Source organism: Kribbella sp. NBC_00482 (genome assembly GCF_036013725.1).
GTDB lineage: Bacteria > Actinomycetota > Actinomycetes > Propionibacteriales > Kribbellaceae > Kribbella.
Genome location: NZ_CP107881.1, coordinates 4,467,763 through 4,484,750, shown reverse-complemented (window position 1 = coordinate 4,484,750; position 16,988 = coordinate 4,467,763). Strand labels below are relative to the sequence as shown.

General features: G+C 67.0%; 15 protein-coding genes. 8 read left to right on the top strand and 7 right to left on the bottom strand.

The window, feature by feature from the left end; all coding sequences use genetic code 11:
* Positions 1 to 45: 45 nt before the first annotated feature.
* Positions 46 to 2,388, bottom strand: a complete 2,343-nt coding sequence (locus tag OHB24_RS22020) for a hypothetical protein (protein WP_327640975.1) — start codon at positions 2,386 to 2,388, stop codon at positions 46 to 48.
* A 156-nt stretch (positions 2,389 to 2,544) separates the two neighbouring features.
* On the opposite strand from OHB24_RS22020, the gene OHB24_RS22015 reads away from it, so the two are divergent.
* From OHB24_RS22015 to OHB24_RS21980, 8 genes are all read left to right on the top strand, one after another.
* Positions 2,545 to 3,588 (top strand): LacI family DNA-binding transcriptional regulator, encoded by a 1,044-nt coding sequence (locus OHB24_RS22015; RefSeq protein ID WP_327640974.1) that lies wholly within the window; start codon positions 2,545 to 2,547, stop codon positions 3,586 to 3,588.
* Positions 3,585 to 5,174 (top strand): FAD-dependent oxidoreductase, encoded by a 1,590-nt coding sequence (locus OHB24_RS22010; protein WP_327640973.1) that lies wholly within the window; start codon positions 3,585 to 3,587, stop codon positions 5,172 to 5,174. The genes OHB24_RS22015 and OHB24_RS22010 overlap by 4 nt, the downstream gene beginning before the upstream one ends.
* Positions 5,175 to 5,204: 30 nt before the next feature.
* Positions 5,205 to 6,476 carry an ABC transporter substrate-binding protein gene (locus OHB24_RS22005; protein WP_327640972.1) on the top strand — a complete coding sequence of 424 codons (1,272 nt, stop codon included), beginning with the start codon at positions 5,205 to 5,207 and terminating at the stop codon, positions 6,474 to 6,476.
* On the top strand, positions 6,476 to 7,363 hold the full coding sequence (locus tag OHB24_RS22000; protein WP_327641085.1) for a carbohydrate ABC transporter permease: 888 nt from the start codon (positions 6,476 to 6,478) through the stop codon (positions 7,361 to 7,363). The genes OHB24_RS22005 and OHB24_RS22000 overlap by 1 nt, the downstream gene beginning before the upstream one ends.
* Positions 7,353 to 8,204: a carbohydrate ABC transporter permease gene (locus tag OHB24_RS21995; RefSeq protein ID WP_327640971.1), complete on the top strand. Its 852-nt coding sequence runs from the start codon at positions 7,353 to 7,355 to the stop codon at positions 8,202 to 8,204. Before OHB24_RS22000 ends, OHB24_RS21995 begins: the two co-directional genes overlap by 11 nt.
* Positions 8,201 to 8,518, top strand: coding sequence for a hypothetical protein (locus tag OHB24_RS21990; RefSeq protein ID WP_327640970.1), 318 nt, complete (start codon positions 8,201 to 8,203; stop codon positions 8,516 to 8,518). Before OHB24_RS21995 ends, OHB24_RS21990 begins: the two co-directional genes overlap by 4 nt.
* Before the next feature lie 75 nt (positions 8,519 to 8,593).
* Positions 8,594 to 9,370, top strand: coding sequence for an SDR family NAD(P)-dependent oxidoreductase (locus OHB24_RS21985; RefSeq protein ID WP_327640969.1), 777 nt, complete (start codon positions 8,594 to 8,596; stop codon positions 9,368 to 9,370).
* A 67-nt stretch (positions 9,371 to 9,437) separates the two neighbouring features.
* Complete coding sequence (locus tag OHB24_RS21980; RefSeq protein ID WP_327640968.1) at positions 9,438 to 10,016, top strand: isochorismatase family protein; 579 nt, start codon at positions 9,438 to 9,440, stop codon at positions 10,014 to 10,016.
* Positions 10,017 to 10,040: 24 nt separating this feature from the next.
* Here the strand turns inward: OHB24_RS21980 and OHB24_RS21975 are convergent, their stop codons facing one another.
* From OHB24_RS21975 to OHB24_RS21950, 6 genes are all read right to left on the bottom strand, one after another.
* Positions 10,041 to 10,196 (bottom strand): hypothetical protein, encoded by a 156-nt coding sequence (locus OHB24_RS21975; protein ID WP_327640967.1) that lies wholly within the window; start codon positions 10,194 to 10,196, stop codon positions 10,041 to 10,043.
* Positions 10,197 to 10,365: 169 nt separating this feature from the next.
* A complete protein-coding gene (locus OHB24_RS21970; RefSeq protein WP_327640966.1) occupies positions 10,366 to 12,063 on the bottom strand; it encodes a hypothetical protein in 1,698 nt (565 codons plus the stop codon).
* A gap of 924 nt (positions 12,064 to 12,987) precedes the next feature.
* A complete protein-coding gene (locus OHB24_RS21965; RefSeq protein ID WP_327640965.1) occupies positions 12,988 to 14,520 on the bottom strand; it encodes an AbgT family transporter in 1,533 nt (510 codons plus the stop codon).
* A complete protein-coding gene (locus OHB24_RS21960) occupies positions 14,517 to 15,452 on the bottom strand; it encodes an alpha/beta hydrolase family esterase (protein ID WP_327640964.1) in 936 nt (311 codons plus the stop codon). The genes OHB24_RS21965 and OHB24_RS21960 overlap by 4 nt, the downstream gene beginning before the upstream one ends.
* Before the next feature lie 93 nt (positions 15,453 to 15,545).
* Entirely contained in the window at positions 15,546 to 16,289 is a 744-nt protein-coding gene (locus tag OHB24_RS21955) for a creatininase family protein (protein WP_327640963.1), read from the bottom strand.
* Positions 16,286 to 16,975, bottom strand: a complete 690-nt coding sequence (locus OHB24_RS21950; RefSeq protein ID WP_327640962.1) for a FadR/GntR family transcriptional regulator — start codon at positions 16,973 to 16,975, stop codon at positions 16,286 to 16,288. The genes OHB24_RS21955 and OHB24_RS21950 overlap by 4 nt, the downstream gene beginning before the upstream one ends.
* Positions 16,976 to 16,988: the final 13 nt, after the last annotated feature.

Below are 16,988 nucleotides of genomic sequence, written 5' to 3'. Positions count from 1 at the left end.
GCGCTCAAACGATAACTGTCGGCACACGCCACCCGTGGCTCGGGGTCATTTGCGGTAGCGGCGGCCGGGGCGGCAGCCGGCCAGGGTGTGGGTTCCGGTGCCGCTCGTGTGCGGGATCAGGCCGTAGTAGATGCGGGGTGCGCCGTCGAGGGTCAGCGTCGCCTTGCCGTTGGTGACGGGCAACGTTCGGGCTTGCCCGATCGCATCCAGCTCTCGTACGGCGGAACTCGCGGCGACCGTCAGCGGTGTCTTGGTCGGCCAGGGGTCGACCCAGACCTCCGGTGCCGGGAAATGCCAATCGGCGCGCTGGCCCGCCGTGTTGAGGATGTAGCCGTCGGCCCGGTTCCACAGCACGACCGCCGGCCCGTCCGGGGTGTCGAACCACAAGCCGGACGTCAGCGGATCCGCAAACGTCAACTGCCCGCGGAAGACCGCCTGGTCGAGCACTCGGGCCGCCGTCGCGTAGGCGAGCAGCGACGGCTTCGGGCTCAGATCGCGGTTCATCAGACCGTAGTGGTACTCGACGTTGTCCGGATCAGCGATCTGCGGCATCCCGAGCACACTGTCGTGGAACTGGTACCAGCAGACGCACTTGATGCCCTCGGCCTTGGCCAGCGCCAAGCTCAACAGGACGTTCTCCGCAGCATGGCGATAGGTGTCGTGCCACCAACTGTTGGGCTTGGTCGGCGCGTATGCCTCCGTCAGCAAGATCTCTTTCTCACCGTGCACGGCCATCAACGCCTTGAGCTGCTTCAGCCCGCCGTAGAAGTTCCAGTAGGTGCCCACGGCACCTGTGTCCCAGTCGTCGCCCGGCGGGATGTAGTCGGGCGTGAAGTTGCCGCGGCCCGGGTGGTAGGCGAAGGCGTCGATCAGATCCCAGCCGCCGCCGGCGATGAAGTTCTCCACCCACGGTTTGTCCATCCCGGCCAGCCCGTTGTTCATCAGCTTCACGGTGTCGCCGGTGACAGCTCGGCGGTCGAACACCGGCTGCATCACCTTGTCCAGATACGCCTGCGCGGCATCCCCGGTGTTGAACGGGCGGTTCAGTTCGTTGCCCACCTCGAAGTACCCCGCACCGGCACCGGCCGCCACCGCCAGCTTGTCCGCGGCCCAGGCGGCCGCTTCCGTGTCGGTCACTGTCAACGACGGCTGCAGTTCGATGTTGTGCCGCATCCCGCGCGCGTCGAACGCGGACGGAGGCAACCCGGGCCCGCCGTCGTACGCGATCCGGACCACGCTGATGCCGGCCCGCTGCCACAGATCGAGTACGGCGTCAGCGCTCGGCCGCTGGAGCCACGGGTAGTTGGCGATCCCGAACATGCTGTCCGCACCGGCCTGATAGTCGAACGCCGGAAGTACGGCGAAATTGGTCCGCGCGAACGCCTCGTCGTCGCCGGATCGGACCACTACTTCGGCCAACGCGATCCCACCGGCCGGCGCGGTCAGGTTGAAGGTGTGTTGCCAGGTGCCGGCCGCCGCGACACTTCCCGTCACAGTCGTCGAGGCCAGGAGTACGCCGTCGAAGCTGCGCATCCACAGCTCGAGCTCGACCGACTTGGCCGCACCGCCGTTGGCCACCAGCGCGGTGAGTGCCATCGGCGCACCGGGAGTCTCGTACAGGTTGAAGTCGCTGTTGGTGGTGAGCTCGATCCCGAGCTCACGGCCGCGCCCGATGGTGGCAGTGGCCGACGGGCGGGTCTCGGAGAAGAAGAAGTCGGCCCGGCTGGTCCAGCCGCCCGCCGGATCCACCACACCCGGTGAGTGCACCCAGGTCGCGTTCGTCCACGCCTGCCGGGAGCTGTCCAGCAGGAACAGCCCGTGCAAGCTCGAGCTCCACGTCGACGTGTGCGCGACCCCGACGGTGTCCTCGTACGGGATGCCGCCGCCCGCGTCGCGGACCCACTCGGTGATCGCGATGTAGTCGTCCGGTGCCGTCGGCGCCTGGATCGCGCGGCTGAACAGGAACCCGTCCGGGAGCAGCGTCGCCGGCCCGGTGATCCGCCATTCCAGCCGGGCGTGCGACGTACTGACACTGAACCAGCCGGTGACCGCCGTCGAGCCGGCGGCGGCGTCGAAGGTGTAGTCCATCCGGATCGCCGGCGTACCGTCCGCGAGCGCGCTGAGCGTCGGGGTGCCGCCGGTGGAGGTCAGGACACCGGCGACGCTGTCCTTGACCTGGAACTTCGACCCGGCCGACCGCGTGACGCCACCAGCGTCACGGATCGCGAGCCGGCCGCCGGGGCTGGCCAGCAGGCTGATGCCGCCGGCCGTCAGGGTCACGTCACCGGCCGCGGCGAACGCGCTGATCGGGGTTGCTTCGGCGACCAGTACGACACCGGCCGCGAGCGCCGCGCCGAGCAGACTGCGACGGCTGAGGGTGGAGGTCATCGACTACTCCTTCTGATAATGCGCATCTTCAGATTCGCTGGACGGAACATTCCCAGCCCGGAACTCTGGCGTCAAGAGGTCATTGCGCTAACGACTTCGACTGGGCTATGGTCGCCGCAGCTTGCTGAAGATAGGCATTATCAAGACGGAGGAACGATGGCACCGAAACCTCGCCGGGTCACCCAGCGCGAGATCGCCGAGCTCGCCGGCGTCAGCCAGACGACCGTGTCGGTGGTGCTGAACGACCGCGACGGCTCAGGCGTGCGGATCCCCGACGCGACCCGGGCGCGGGTCAAGAAGGCCATCGAGCAACTGACGTACGTCGCGGACCCGGCGGCCCGCCGCCTGGCCGGCCTGGACAACCAGATCATCGGCGTCTTCACCTACGAGGCCGCGCTGTCCCCCGAGAGCATGGACTTCTACGGGCCGTTGCTGAACGGGATCGAGCGCGCCGCCGAGCGGATCGGCTGGGACCTGCTGTTCTTCACCTCGTCACCGGTCGAGGACGGCACCCGGAGCCTGTTCCACCGCAAGACCCGGCTGCGGCTGACCGACGGCTGCGTGCTGCTCGGCCAGCAGATGGTCGCGTCCGAGCTGGAGCGACTGGTCGCGGAGCAGTTCCCGTTCGTCGCCATCGGCCGCCGGGACGAGACCGCCGCCGCGGTGCCGTACGTCGCCATCGACTACGTCACGCCGACCACGGCACTGATCGACCAGGCCGCGGCTGCCGGGCACCAGCAGGCGCTCTACGTGCATCGCGGCCGGGACACGCCCGCGGCCCGGGACCGTCGCGGTGCCGTCGAGGCCGCCTCCGCGGACGGCCGGCTCGCGTTCCTGCTCGTCGGTGAGGAGCGGATCTCCGACCTGCCCCGGCTGGCGCAGGCCACCGGCGCGACCGTGATCATCGCCGAGGACGCGTTCCTGATCGAGGATGTCGTGCACGCGCTGACGGCCGCGGGCGTCGCCGTACCGGACGAGATCTCGGTCGCGGCGCTCGGCGAGGTCCGCGGACATCGGATCGAGGGCCGGCCGCTCGCGGGCTTCCATGTCCCGAGGGAACAACTCGCGGCCGAGGCGCTCGACCTGCTCCAGTTGCTGATCGCGACCGAGCCGCACGAGTGGGCCGACCTCGAGACCCGGCGGCACCTCGACTCCGAGGTCGAGCCGGGCGCCACCATCGTCGTACGGACAGAATCGTGATTTCCACCGAGGTCGCGATCATCGGCGGCGGGCTCGGCTCCGTCGCCGCCGCGCTCGCGTTGCTGCAACGCGGCCGACGCGTGGTGATGACCGAGGAGTACGCCTGGCTCGGTGGCCAGCTGACCTCGCAGGCGGTGCCGCCCGACGAGCACATCTGGGTCGAGCAGTTCGGCGTCACCGCCCGGTACCGCGCACTCCGCGAAGGCATCCGCCGCTACTACCGCGACCACTACCCGCTGTCCGATGCCGCCCGCGTTGATCGCGAGCTGAATCCGGGACGTGGCCGGGTCAGCCGCCTGTGCCACGAGCCTCGTGTGGCCGACGCGGTCATCACCGAACTGCTCGCGCCGTACCGATCGACCGGCAGGCTGACCGTTCTGCAACCGTGTGTGCCGATCGCGGCCGAGGTGACCGACGGCGTGGTCCGCACGGTCACTGTCGCGGATCTGACGACCGGTGCCGAGACCGTGATCTCCGCCGAGTTCGTCCTGGACGGGACCGAGACCGGCGACCTGCTGCCGCTGACCGGCACGGAGTACGTCGTCGGCGCCGAAGCGCGATCCGACACCGGTGAGCCGAGCGCCGCCGAGGTCGCGGATCCGGCCAACGTGCAGTCGATCGCCTGGTGCTTCGTGTTCGACCACGTCGCCGGAGACCACACGATCGCGCGGCCTGACGACTACGACTTCTGGCGTTCGTTCGAGCTGCCGTTCTGGGGCGCGCCGATGCTGTCCTTCGTCGCCCCGAACCCGCGGACGCTGGCGCCGGAAGAGCGGACCATGAACGTCAACCCGGCGGCTGACGTCACCGGGGACCCGCGGTTCGACGCAGGCGACAACGACCTGTGGCAGTTCCGCCGGATCGCGGCTCGGCAGAACTTCGCCGACGGCTTCTACGACAGCGACATCGTGCTCGCCAACTGGCCGCAGCTCGACTACGTCAGCGGCTCGATCATCGACACCGACGACCGCGCCGTACATCTACTGGCCGCCAAGGCGCAGTCCCGTGCGTACGTGTACTGGCTGCAGACCGAGGCGCCACGTCCGGACGGCGGTCGCGGCTGGCCCGGTCTGCGGCTCCGCGGCGATCTTGTCGGCACCACGGACGGCTTCGCGCAGGCGCCGTACATCCGGGAATCGCGCCGGATCAAGGCGCTCACCACCGTCCGCGAGCAGGACATCTCGATCAAGGCCCGCGGGTACGACGGTCCGGCCCGGTTCGACGCCTCGGTCGGAGTCGGGATGTACCGGATCGACCTGCACCCCTCCACCGGCGGCGACAACTACATCGACGTCGAGTGCGCACCGTTCGAGATCCCGCTCGGCGCGCTGGTTCCGGTGGCCACCCACAACCTGGTCCCGGCCGCCAAGAACATCGGCACCACCCACATCACCAACGGCGCCTACCGGCTGCATCCGGTCGAGTGGAACATCGGCGAATCGGCCGGCGAACTCGTGGCGTTCTGCCTCGAGAGCGGCCTGAGCCCGCAGCAGATCGCGACCGACGACACCCTCGTCGAACGCCTCCAGGGCCGGTTGAGACAGGCCGGGGTCGAACTCCACTGGCCCGAGATCGCCGGCTACTAGCTAGTCATCCCCAGCACTAAGGACCACATCATGATCACTGCAAGGAAGCTGCTCGGCGCCCTCGCGCTGACCACGGCGGCGACACTGACTGCCGCGTGCGGCGCATCGGACACCGGGGCGGAGGGGTCGAAGGCCACCGACGTCAAGCTGCGGATGACGGTCTGGACCTCGAACGAGGACCAGCTCAAGCTGTTCAACGCGATCGGCGACGCCTACCGCGCCGACCACCCCGCCGTCAGCTCGATCACGTTCGAGAGCCTGCCGTTCGCCGACTACAACACCACCCTGACGACGCAGATCGCCGGCGGCAACGCGCCCGACCTCGCCTGGATGGGCGACCTGTCCAAGGATCTGATGGCCTCCGACGCGCTGGTCGGCCTGACCGACAAGCTGAAGGCGACCGACGGCTGGCAGTACGACGACCTGGTGGACAGCGCGACCAAGGAGTTCAGCCGCGACGGCAAGCTGTACGCCTACCCGTTCTCGAACTCGCCGTTCGCCCTCTACGTGAACACCGACCTCCTGGCGAAGGCCGGTCAGAAGATCGACCCGAAGACGCTCACCTGGGACCAGGTCGCCGCCGCGGGCGCCGCCGTACATGCCAAGACCGGCAAGGCGGGCTTCGTGGTCCGGGACTTCGACTACAAGTCCTGGAACACCCTGGCCACGGTCTGGACCGGCTTCGGCGGCTCGGCGTGGAGCGCCGACGGCAAGACCTGCACGTTCGACAGCCCGGAGATGCAGCGAGCGTTCACGTTCCTGCACGACGCCGCCTTCAAGACCAGCGCGATGCCCGGCCCCGGCACGAAGGCCGACTTCTTCGCCGGTGACGCCGCCTTCACCGTCGCCCAGGTCTCCCGCGCGTCGTTGCTCACCGGGTCCTTCAAGTTCGGCCTGTACCCGCTCCCGGCGGGGCCGTCCGGCAAGTACGCCGTACTCGGCCAGGCCGGTGTCGGTGTCCTTGCCGCGAGCAAGCATCCTGACCAGGCGACGGACTTCCTTGCCTACCTGACGAATCCGGCGAACGCGGCGAAGCTGGCGCAGTTCTTCCCGCCGCCCCGGAAGTCGCTGCTCACCGGCGCGAAGCTTGCCGAGAACAACAAGAAACTGACCGCGGCCCAGCTGCAGGAGGTCGTGGTCGACCAACTGCCGAACGCCGTCACGCTGCCCAACCACACCAGCCCGGCCGAGATCGCCCAGAAGGGCAAGACCGCGCTGGACGCACTGTGGAAGGCCGACGCCGACATCCCGGCCGTCCTGAAGTCGGTCTGCACCGCGATCGATCCCATCCTGGCCAAGTGATGCGCTACTGGACCACACGCCGGCGAGATGTGCTGACCGGGTACCTCTTCATCGCGCCACAGCTCGCCGGCGTCCTCCTGTTCGTGCTGATCCCGGTCGGCCTGGCGATCTGGTACAGCCTGAACAAGTGGAACGTCTTCACCGGAAAGCAGGTCTTCGTCGGCGCGGACCACTACGCCGCGCTGGCCTCCGACCCGCAGTTGCCAAAGGTGCTGCTGGCAACGGTCGTGTTCTCCGGCGGCGTCGTGGTCCTGAACATCACGCTCGGCCTGCTGATCGCCGTACTGCTGAACCGGCGGTTCCGCGGCGCGACGTTCTTCCGCACCTTGTTCTTCTCGCCGGTCGTCGTGTCCGTGGTGGCGTGGACCCTGGTCTGGGGCTTCCTGTTGCAGGACAACGGCGGCATCAACGGACTGCTGCACGCGATCGGCGTGGACGGGCCGAACTGGCTGCAGCACGGCGACACCGCGATGCTTTCGGTGATCGTCAGCCAGGTCGTCCGCAGCGTCGGCGTGAACATGGTGCTGTTCCTGGCGGCGTTGCAGGGCGTGCCGTCGGAGCTGTACGAAGCCGCCCGGATCGACGGCGCGCATAGCCGGTCGATCTTCACCCGGATCACACTCCCGCTGATCTCGCCGACGGTGCTGCTGACCGCGATCATCACCGTCGTCGGCGCGCTGCAGTCGTTCGCGCAGATCGCCGTACTCACCGGTGGCGGTCCGGAGCTGAGCACCACCGTGCTCGTGTACTACGTGTTCCAGCAGGCCTTCGAGTTCAACGACATCGGCTACGGGTCGACGCTCGCGCTGATGCTGTTGAGCTTCGTGATGGTGCTGACGCTGCTGCAATGGCAGCTGCGCCGGAAATGGGTGTTCCATGAACAATAAGGGGAGCAGTAGAACCTCCTTGCTCCGACGGGCGCTGCTGGTGGCAGCGCTCGCCGTACTCGCGATCCCGTTCGCGGTGCCGACGATCTGGATGGTCGCGGCGTCGATCAAGCCACTGCCCGAGATCTTCAAGGCGCCGCCGTCGCTGTGGACCGAACATCCGACGTTGGCGGCGTACGGCGAAGCGTTCACGTTCCAGCCGTTCGCCCGGCAGTACCTGAACAGCGTCTACATCGCCGTACTGGTCACGCTGATCACGCTGCTGGTCTCGAGCATGGCCGGGTACGCGTTCGCCCGGATCCGGTTTCCTGGCGCCAACGCCCTGTTCCTGGTGGTGCTGACGGGCCTGCTGGTGCCGAGCGAGGTGACGATCGTCCCGCTGTTCCAGGTGTTCAAACGGGCCGGGATGATCAACACGCACTGGCCGCTGATCCTGGTCACGGCGTTCGGCGCACCGTGCGTTCTGGCGAGCTTCATCATGCGGCAGTTCTTCATCGCCCTGCCCGCCGAACTGGAGGAAGCCGGCCGGCTCGACGGCCTCGGCCGCCCCGGGATCTGGTGGCGGATCTGCCTGCCGCTCGCCCGGCCGGCGCTGTCCGCGGTCGCGATCCTGACCTTCCTCGCCTCGTGGAACCTCTACCTCGAACCCACCGTCTATCTCACGTCACCGGAGCTGTTCACCCTGCCGCAAGCCCTCACCCGCTTCACGGACGCGTACGGCGCCGACATGTGGAACACGCAACTCGCCGCCGCCACCATGACCGTCCTCCCGGTCCTGATCGTCTTCGTCATCGCCCAACGCCAGTTCGTCGAGGGCCTCGCCCACTCGGGGCTCAAATGACCGAACCGATCGTCTTCGAGCACGCCGACGTGCAGGTACGGGTCGATCGCGGCATCTTCGAGCTGTTCCAGCGAAGGAACGTCGTCGCCTGCTACCGGACGCCGCTGGATTGGGTCAGAGTCCACGTCCAGGTCCGCAGGCGCGCGATGCTGCTGCACTTCTCCCACATCCAGGACCCGGACGAACCGATCTACGGTCGCCTCATGACCAGCGTCTACTCACTGGCCACCGTCGAGATCCCCATGTCCGACGAGCCCGTCTACCGAGCCTTCTTCACCGAACTCGCTCACCTCACCGGCCGCCCGATCAACTGACCCGGCTTGCGAGGCATTTGTTAGTCGGCTAAGTTTTCTTCTTAGCCGACTAACAATATAGCTGGAGGACGGGTCATGGACCTGGGTTTGAAGGATGCTGCGGTGCTGGTGACGGGTGGGTCGTCCGGGATCGGGCGGGCCACCGCGATCGCTTACGGGCGGGAAGGGGCCCGGGTCGCGATCACCTACAACTCGCAGAAGGACGCGGCCGAGGCTGTCGCGGAGGAGATCGAGGAGGCCGGTGGTACGGCGTACGTCGTCCAGCTGGATCTCAGCACGCCGGACACGATCGCGGCCGCCGTCGCGGCGACGGTGGAGCACTGGGGCGGGCTGGACGCCGTGGTCGCGAACGCGGTCGACTGGGGAGGGCACGACGGGCGGACCGCGAAGATCGAGGACGCCGCGCCGGAGTGGTGGACCGCGATCGTGCGCGCGAATCTCGAGGGAAACATGCACCTCGCACAGCAGGTGGCACCGGCGCTCCGGCGGTCCGAGCACGGGCGGCTGGTGCTGGTCTCGACGGACCTCGCGGAGCGTGGCATGGGCGGCGGAGCCTGGGCGTACGGCGCCGCGAAGGCCGGGCTGCACGGCCTGGCCGCGAGCCTGCAGCACGATCTCGGCGCGGACGGCGTACTCGTGAACGTCGTCCTCCCCGGCATCACGCTGGAGAACGGCGAGCACCGGATCATCCCCCGCCCGGCCCTGGACAAGATCACGGCCGAATTCACCGCGCGGCACCTGCCCGACGTCTCCGAACTCGCCGACGCGATCCTGTTCCTCACCTCCCCCCGAACCAAGGCAGTCCAAGGCCAGCTCCTCCGCATCACCGGTGGCAATCTGATGCCGTCTTAATGCAGCGTTGTTGATGGCGGCGCTTGTACGGTGGGCTCAGGGAGTACTCCGGAAAAGGAGCGTCGCGATGGCCCGGGCACTGATCGTGGTTGATGTGCAGAACGACTTCTGCGAGGGCGGGAGCCTGGCCGTCGCCGGTGGCGCCGACGTCGCGTTCCGGATCGGTGAACTGCTGCACAAGTGGCACGAGGCCGAGCCGGACGACCGGCAGTACGCGTACGTCGTGGCCACCCGGGACCACCACATCGACCCGGGCGACCACTTCTCCAGGGAACCCGACTTCGTGAACTCCTGGCCGCGGCACTGCGTGGCCGGCACCGACGGCGTCAGCTTCCACCCGAACCTGGACCCGCAGCCCTTCGACGCAATCTTCGACAAGGGCGAGTACGCCGCCGCCTACTCCGGCTTCGAAGGCAAGTCCCACGAGGGCGGCCAAACCCTAGCCGACTGGCTACGCGCCAAAGGCGTGACCAACGTAGACATCTGCGGCATAGCCACCGACTACTGCGTCCGAGCCACCGCCCTAGACGCCCACCAAGAAGGCTTCACCACCACAGTCCTAACCGCCCTAACCGCCGGCGTAGCAGAACCCACCACCACCCAAGCCCTAACCGACCTCCGCACCGCCGGCGTAACCCTGACCTAACCACCTCCCGCCGAAAGGACACCGCTACGCGGCGGCCACCTTGTTGCCGCCTTCGGCGGGATGCGCGTCTCGCACCAACGAGAACTGTTGCGGCGCCGCGGACCGGGAGAGCCGAAGAACAAAGGACGCGCTACGCGGCGGCTGCTTGCCGCCGCCTTCGGCGGGTGCGCGTCGCGTCATGCCCTGCCCGTGCCCTGGCGCCGTCCCGCACCGGCCTATTGCCTGGTCAGAACGGAGGTTGCAGTCTGGGCTATAAATCTGTGGCGTTGGCCGCGTGGATGAACGCGCTTAGGTGGAAGCCGGAGTTCTGCGTCAACGGCCACGGCACCGGGCGGTTGTGGGCCGTGGATCACAGAATCGTCGGGCGTCCGGCGGGGTTGTCTGCTCCAGTATTTTCGGGCTTTCGCTCAGGGGCCTGGCCCCAGGCACCTGATAGGTCTCGCATGATTGCGGTCTTCTCTTTGGCGGCGGGATCCAAGATCAAGAGGGCCGAAATCAGGCCCCAGGCAAGGCTTAGCAGAGCGCCGCGCTGAATTGAGTTCGAGTCGCCGAAGACAGGAGCGATCACGATATATCCAATGCCCGGCAAGGCGGTCACGATGACGAACTTTCCAACCGCTCGCGCGCGGTCTTTCCAGCTAAGTGCCAACTTAGTTCTTGGTATCTGATACTTGGCTGCGCACCAGTTTTCGGTTGCGATGGCGGAGAGCTGATGATGCAACGTCCGCGCCATTCGCTCCCAGCTCCTGCCCGCGGGTGCAACTATGGAGCGCTTCATATGCCGTGTCGACTCCGCTACGCCAGCAAGCCACTCAGAGAGCCAATCCTGCACAGAAGGATCCTCATGGGCTGCTTGGCGCGGCACTTCTTGTTCAAGCAACCCCGCTACGTATTCGAGCCCTCTGATCCACGAACCGCGTTCGACTGGATCGTTCTGCTTCTCAATGCTTCTCATTTCGACGAGCAGCGTTGCCAGCGCTCCAATCACATTAGCCCGGGCATACTGGCGCCTGTGTCGCTGAAACCAGATCCGAAAGTACAGGCGGCTGGCGAACTCTGCAATTCCAGCCGTAGCAGCCAAAACCCCGCCCGCGCCTACCCCCAGTGCGAGTATGCGAAACCACTCGTTATCAGGACTCAGGAAGCGCAGGCCAGCGACACCGCCAACGATCGCGCCGAACCCGAGCAGGCTGGCGAATAGCTCCTGCGGAAAATACGACTTGCCATATCTGTATATCGCTGAGACAGAAGCAACAACGGCGGCCGCCGTAGCTCCCCCGACGGAAATTCGAAGTAGTGGGTGTATTCCTTCGGTGAGTAGTAGCGTCCCTAGGATAATCGCAGAGACAGAAATGCCCAGATAGGCCCAGCGGAGAAGGAGTATCCAGACCTGCCGACGCACAACCATGCTAGTGTAGGACAGTGCAGAGGCATCTAGTTCCGCAGAGGTTCGGTAGGTTTGAGCTCGATTGCGGAAGACGAGTTGATCAACGATCCAAAGATCTTCTATCTGGAGCGCGAAACCTTCAGCTTCTTTGCTCTCCAGTTTAAGCCGAAGCCTATCGACAGTAGCACGCAATGCTGCGTCCCTGATCTGCACGGGGCGCGAATCAGTTGGCTTATCCGCGTGATTTCTTGGTACATTGGCGTCGGCCCTTCGCGCGTGGGCCGACCAGCCCATAGCGGAATAGATATAGTGAATCTCAGCCTGAATTCTTGGATCATCTCTAATGATGTCGCGCAGCGAGGAGTAGACGCTGAGGGCAAGACGGTAGTTCCCCACCCAGAAGAGTAGGTCTAGGTACTTGGCCGCCGTCTGCACGTCGTCGTGATTGAGATCAAAGGCTTGCTCGACGTATAAGAGCGCATCCCCGAACGCCTTCTCCTGTTGGGCGATACGCGCCAAAGACAGCAGACCAATCTGCCGTGTGCCTTCATTGGATGTCAGGCTGTCGGCGACCTTCCGGGCCTCCGTGAGCTTACGGTCCTTGATCAGGTTGTCGACCAGGTCTGTTGCCGGCTGGGCTGACGGCCGCGACTCCGCCATGGCCTCAGTCGTACGTGTATCACCTGCCACGAGTCCCCCTCAGCAGAACGCTTGGCTCCGGCCAGCGAAACCACGCTACCGTGATCCGCAACGATACCGACCGGTCGTCACCCCAGGGCTCGGACCCGATCAGTGGATGCCATTCGACGCGACAGCATCGGCGCTGTGCTCAGACCGCAGCCCACGACAGGTTGTACATCCCGAGGTAGCGATCGAGCACCTCGGCGTCGCGAGCATCTTCCCGTACCGTGGCTGGCCCTGACGTGCGCACACCTGGACGTCGGCGCGGCTAGCGGCACCCGTGCATGCATGCCCCCAACGCGCGCCACGGTTCTCAACAACTTGTTGAGGTGGGCGTCCACGTGTTCGTCTCGACACCCCCAAACCGCCCGGTCGGTGCGGTTGGAAGTCGTAGAGCCAGTCGAGAAGTAGGGATGGGTCGTGGTCATAGGCCCCGGTCCTCCGCACCAACTGGCGCTTCCGGACGGTTGGCGACTCGCCAGGCTGTCCGCTTCCGGGCATACCGAAGTCGACGCAATGAAAGCCGTCTCGCAGGTCAGAGTCGCACAGCGCGCGGTCTGTACGTCTGTCGGCGTAAGGCTCCGCGCCCTCCGGGATGGAACAGCAAGCCCCAGCCGGTCGACGTGACTCGGATGGGGCTCAGCTGTTCGGACAAGTCGTGCAGAGTTCGGCGCGCTCGTGTTGAGACGCCGGGATCCAGCTGGGGCCGGCTTGCCAGTACATGTTGGCGAGGTGGCGGTGCGGTTGCCCGCGGCGGGAGCCGCAGGTCGCCGGCGGTAGCCGGAAACTAGTGCTCCGGCGCTAGCCGGGGGTGGGTGGGAGCGGCGCGTAGTGCGGCGACGGAGGAGCCGTGCGTAGCACCGCGTGGGGTTGACTTCATCCCATCCCACCCATCCAGTCCTCTTATCTCACCGGTGCGCCTGGGCCTAGGGGGATTCCTAGGGCCCACCAGGCTAGGAAGAGGAGGGTCCAGGCGATGGTCATTGAGACTGCTAGGGGGACTGTGTACGACGCGAGTGTGCCTACGCCGGCGTCTTTTCGGTAGCGCTGGAGGAAGCCGAGGGCCATTACGAAGTAGGGGCTCATGGGGGTGATGGCTGTTGAGCCTGAGTCGGCGATTCGGAAGAGGGCCTGGGTGGTTTCGGCTGGGACGCTCAGTAGGAGCATCATCGGGACCAGGATCGGTGCGGTCAGGGACCACATTGCGGAGCCGCTTGTGACCAGGACGTTGATCACTGTCAGGAGCGCGAGGATGCCGAGGAAGATCACCACCTTCGGCGCGCCGAGGTCACCGAGTACGCGGGCCGACTCCGCCGACAGCAGGTCGCCGATGTTGCTCCAGTCGAAGTACGCGAGGAACTGCGCGATCGCGAAGAACAGGACCAGTACCGGCGCCATCTGCTTGATGCCTTCGGCCATCAGCTTCGGTACGTCGGCGGCACGCTCGATCGCGCGAACGGTCACGCCGTACGTGATGCCGACCAGGCCGAAGAGGACGGCGACCACCAGCGCGATGCCGTCCAGGAACGGTGAGTCGACGATGCTGCCGTCCTTACCGCGCAACGGGGATCCGTGCGGCACCAGGACTGCGACGATCGCAAGAGCCGCGACCAGGAACACGATTCCGGCCCGGCGCAGACCCTTGCGCTCGGCAACCGATACGGCCAGTTGATCCGCGTCGTCGCCCGGTGCGTCGGGATCGGCGTCGAGGTCGGTCCGCTTGCTCAGCACCAACCGGGTGACCAGCGTGATCACCAGCGCCAGCAGGATCGACGACGCGATGTTGAAGAACCAGTTCGACAGTACGGAGACATGAGCATCCGGATCCACGGTGCGAGCGGCGGCCGTGGTGATGCCCGCGAAGATCGCGTCGTTCGGGGTCGGGATCGGGCTGGCGTCGTACCCGGACGCGATCGCGGTGTACGCGACCACGATGCCGAGGATCGGCGACCGGCCGACCGCGCGGAACGCGAGCCCGCCGAGCGGCACCAGGATGATGTACGCCGCGGCCGACGCGACGTGGGCCATCGTGCCGGCGAACGCGACCGCGAATACCACCATCGACTGCGGTACGCGGGACACGCTGACCCGCATCAGCACCTGCAGGAACCCGGTCCGCTCGGCGAGTGCGACGCCCATGATGACGACCACGATCGTGGCCATCGGCGGGAACTCGGCGAAGTTCGAGATCGCCGTCGACACGGCCATCTGCAGGCCGTCGCCGGACAGCAGGTTCTGGACGGCGACCTCCTTGCCGTCCTTCGGCGAGAGCACGGAGACGTCCAGTGCGGACAGGATCGCGCTGACCACGGCCAGGATCGCCGACAGGATCCAGAACAGCCAGAACGGGTGCGGCAGCGCGTTCCCGATTCGCTCGATGACCGCCATCGCCCTGACCAGGCGCGGCAGCTCCCTCGTGTCGGTCGCCGTACTCATAACGTGTGCGCCTTGAAGAACGCGCCGATGAGCTCGTGCGCCTCGAACGTCTGGGTCACGTAGCCCGGACCGGACGTCGCGTCCGATCCCGGCCAGCTGTGCCCGCCGTCGGTGACTGCGATGTGCACGACGTCGGCCTTGCAGCCCTTGTACGTGAACTTCAGGACGTCGTCGCCGAGCTGCGAAGTCTTCGGGTCCGGATTGCAGTGGTCGCGGACGGTCCAGTCCCGGACCCAGGTCTGTACGTCGGGCAGGTCGCGCTGACCGTCACCGCCGTACGGGATCGTGGTGTCGCCGGTGCCGTGGATGTCGAGCACCGGGACCGGGCGGCTCGGCGCGCAGTGCGTGCCCTCGATGTAGAACGCGCCGGAGACCGGGGCGATCGCCGCGATCCGGTCGGCGAGGCGGCAGGCGAGGATCCCGGTGAAGCCGGCTCCGTTGGACTTGCCGGTGGCGTAAACGGCGTCCGTGTCGACGCAGTACGACGCCTCCAGCTGGTCGAGCAGGTCCTCGGTGAACTTCACGTCGTCGACGCCCTTGGCGGAGTACGGCGCGCCCTGCCAGGCCTGCTTGTCCTCGTCGCCGATCACACCGTTGGGATAGGCAACGATCGCGTCGAGCTTCGACAGGTCGGAGAACGCCTCGGTCTGGGCGCCGGTCTTGCCGCGGCCGTGGTAGACGAGGATGAGTCGCTTGGCCTTGGAACTCTGGTAGTTGTCCGGCACGTGCAGGCGATAGGTCCGCGTGAGGCCGCCGCTGGTGACGGTGTAGTCGCCGCTCGGTGCGGCCTGCTTGCCGCAGCCGGCACTGTGGGCGCGGACTGCGGTTGCTGTGGGCAACGTGGTGGCGGCGGTCACCAGAGCCGCCGCTCCTAGCAGTGCACCGACCCGGCGGGCGGTACGACGGGGGAGTTTGGGACGTGTGAGGTTCATCAGGGGCCTCCTCGGGGGCATGCGGCCTGCAGGCGGGCAGGCTCGCGCCTGGACCTCCCTGAGCGAAGGTCCAGTGTGTTCTGGGGTGCAGCGTCAGGCCGACAGCAAGTCGTCGGCGAAGGCGGCGATCCGGTCGGCGGCGGTCTCCACGAGGAGCCGGCCGTCCTCGGCTGTGGCGCGGCGGGGATCACCCAGCACGCCACGCTTGTGGTACGCGTCGAACCCGACGGACAGCCGCGGTCCGCGCGACTGCCGGGAGAGCCGGGCTGTGGTGGTCAGCTCGTCGAGCGTGGTGGCGCCGGGTTCCAGGCGGTCTGCCTGAACCAGGTCCGGTGCCAGGTACAGCATCTGCGCGGTCTCCGCCTCGCCGGCGTGACCGTGCACCTCGCTGACTCCTGTGATCAGGTCCGATACGACGGACGTGAGCGGGGTCCACGCGAACGTCAGGTCGCTGCGGACGTACTCCTGTGCGAGCACGGACAGGGCTGCGTTGTTCCCTCCGTGCCCGGTGATCACCAGGAACTGCCGCCAGCCGTGCTCGTGCAGGCTGGACACCAGGTCCCGGAGAACTTGCATGAACGTTGCCGGTGACAACGTCATCGTCCCGGCGAAGGCCATGTGGTGCGGCGAGACGCCGTACGGGACGGCCGGGGCGATCACCGCGCGGCCGGCCAGCCGTTCCGCGACCCGCTCGGCGACGCCGACGGCGCGGACGGTGTCGGTGGACATCGCCATCCCGCCGCCGTGCTGTTCCTGCGCGCCGACCGGAACGATCACCAGCGGGGACCGATGCACGGCGGCCTGCGCCTCATCGGTCGTCATCTCGGCAAGCTTCATGACAGCTCCGGCGACGACTCGACGGCGCGGCGGATGTTGTCCAGGTGTTCGCGGGTCAGCCGCTCGGCCTGTACGGCGTCCTGCGCGCGTACGGCCTCGACGATCGCTTGGTGCTCCTCGTGGTCGCGTCCGCGGTTGTCGTACAGCGCGCGGATCTGCTGCTGCTCGCGGACGCGAACCTTCAGCAGCGATGCCAGAACCTCTTGCAGCAAAGGGTTCCCGGACGCAGCCGCGAGCTCGACGTGGAAGTTCAGAGCGAACGCCGGACCACCCGGCGGGACGAGTGCGTTGGTGACCGCGGCCTCTAGACGTTCCAGGTTCTCGGCCCGGCGCGCCAGGGCCGACTGCGCCGCGACGGCCGGCTCGATCACGAGGCGCGCGCTGATCAGCTGCAGCACCGAGTCCTTCGTGATCGGCGGCCGGTGCGGATTCGCCAGTACGACGTTGTTGATCGTCGGACCGACGTACGTCCCGGAACCGTGCCGGAACTCGACCGCTCCGGTCGCCTCCAGTTTCCGCAGCGCCTCCCGCACCGTCGGCGTGGTGATCGCGAACCGCTTCGCCAACTCCCGCGCCGACGGGATCGCGTCACCGGGCCGCAGGCCGCCGTCCCGGATGATCCCGAGGATCGACTCGGTCAACCGGTCGGACAGGCTGGGCGGCACTTCCGCAGCTGAGTAACTCACAAACTGACTAAAT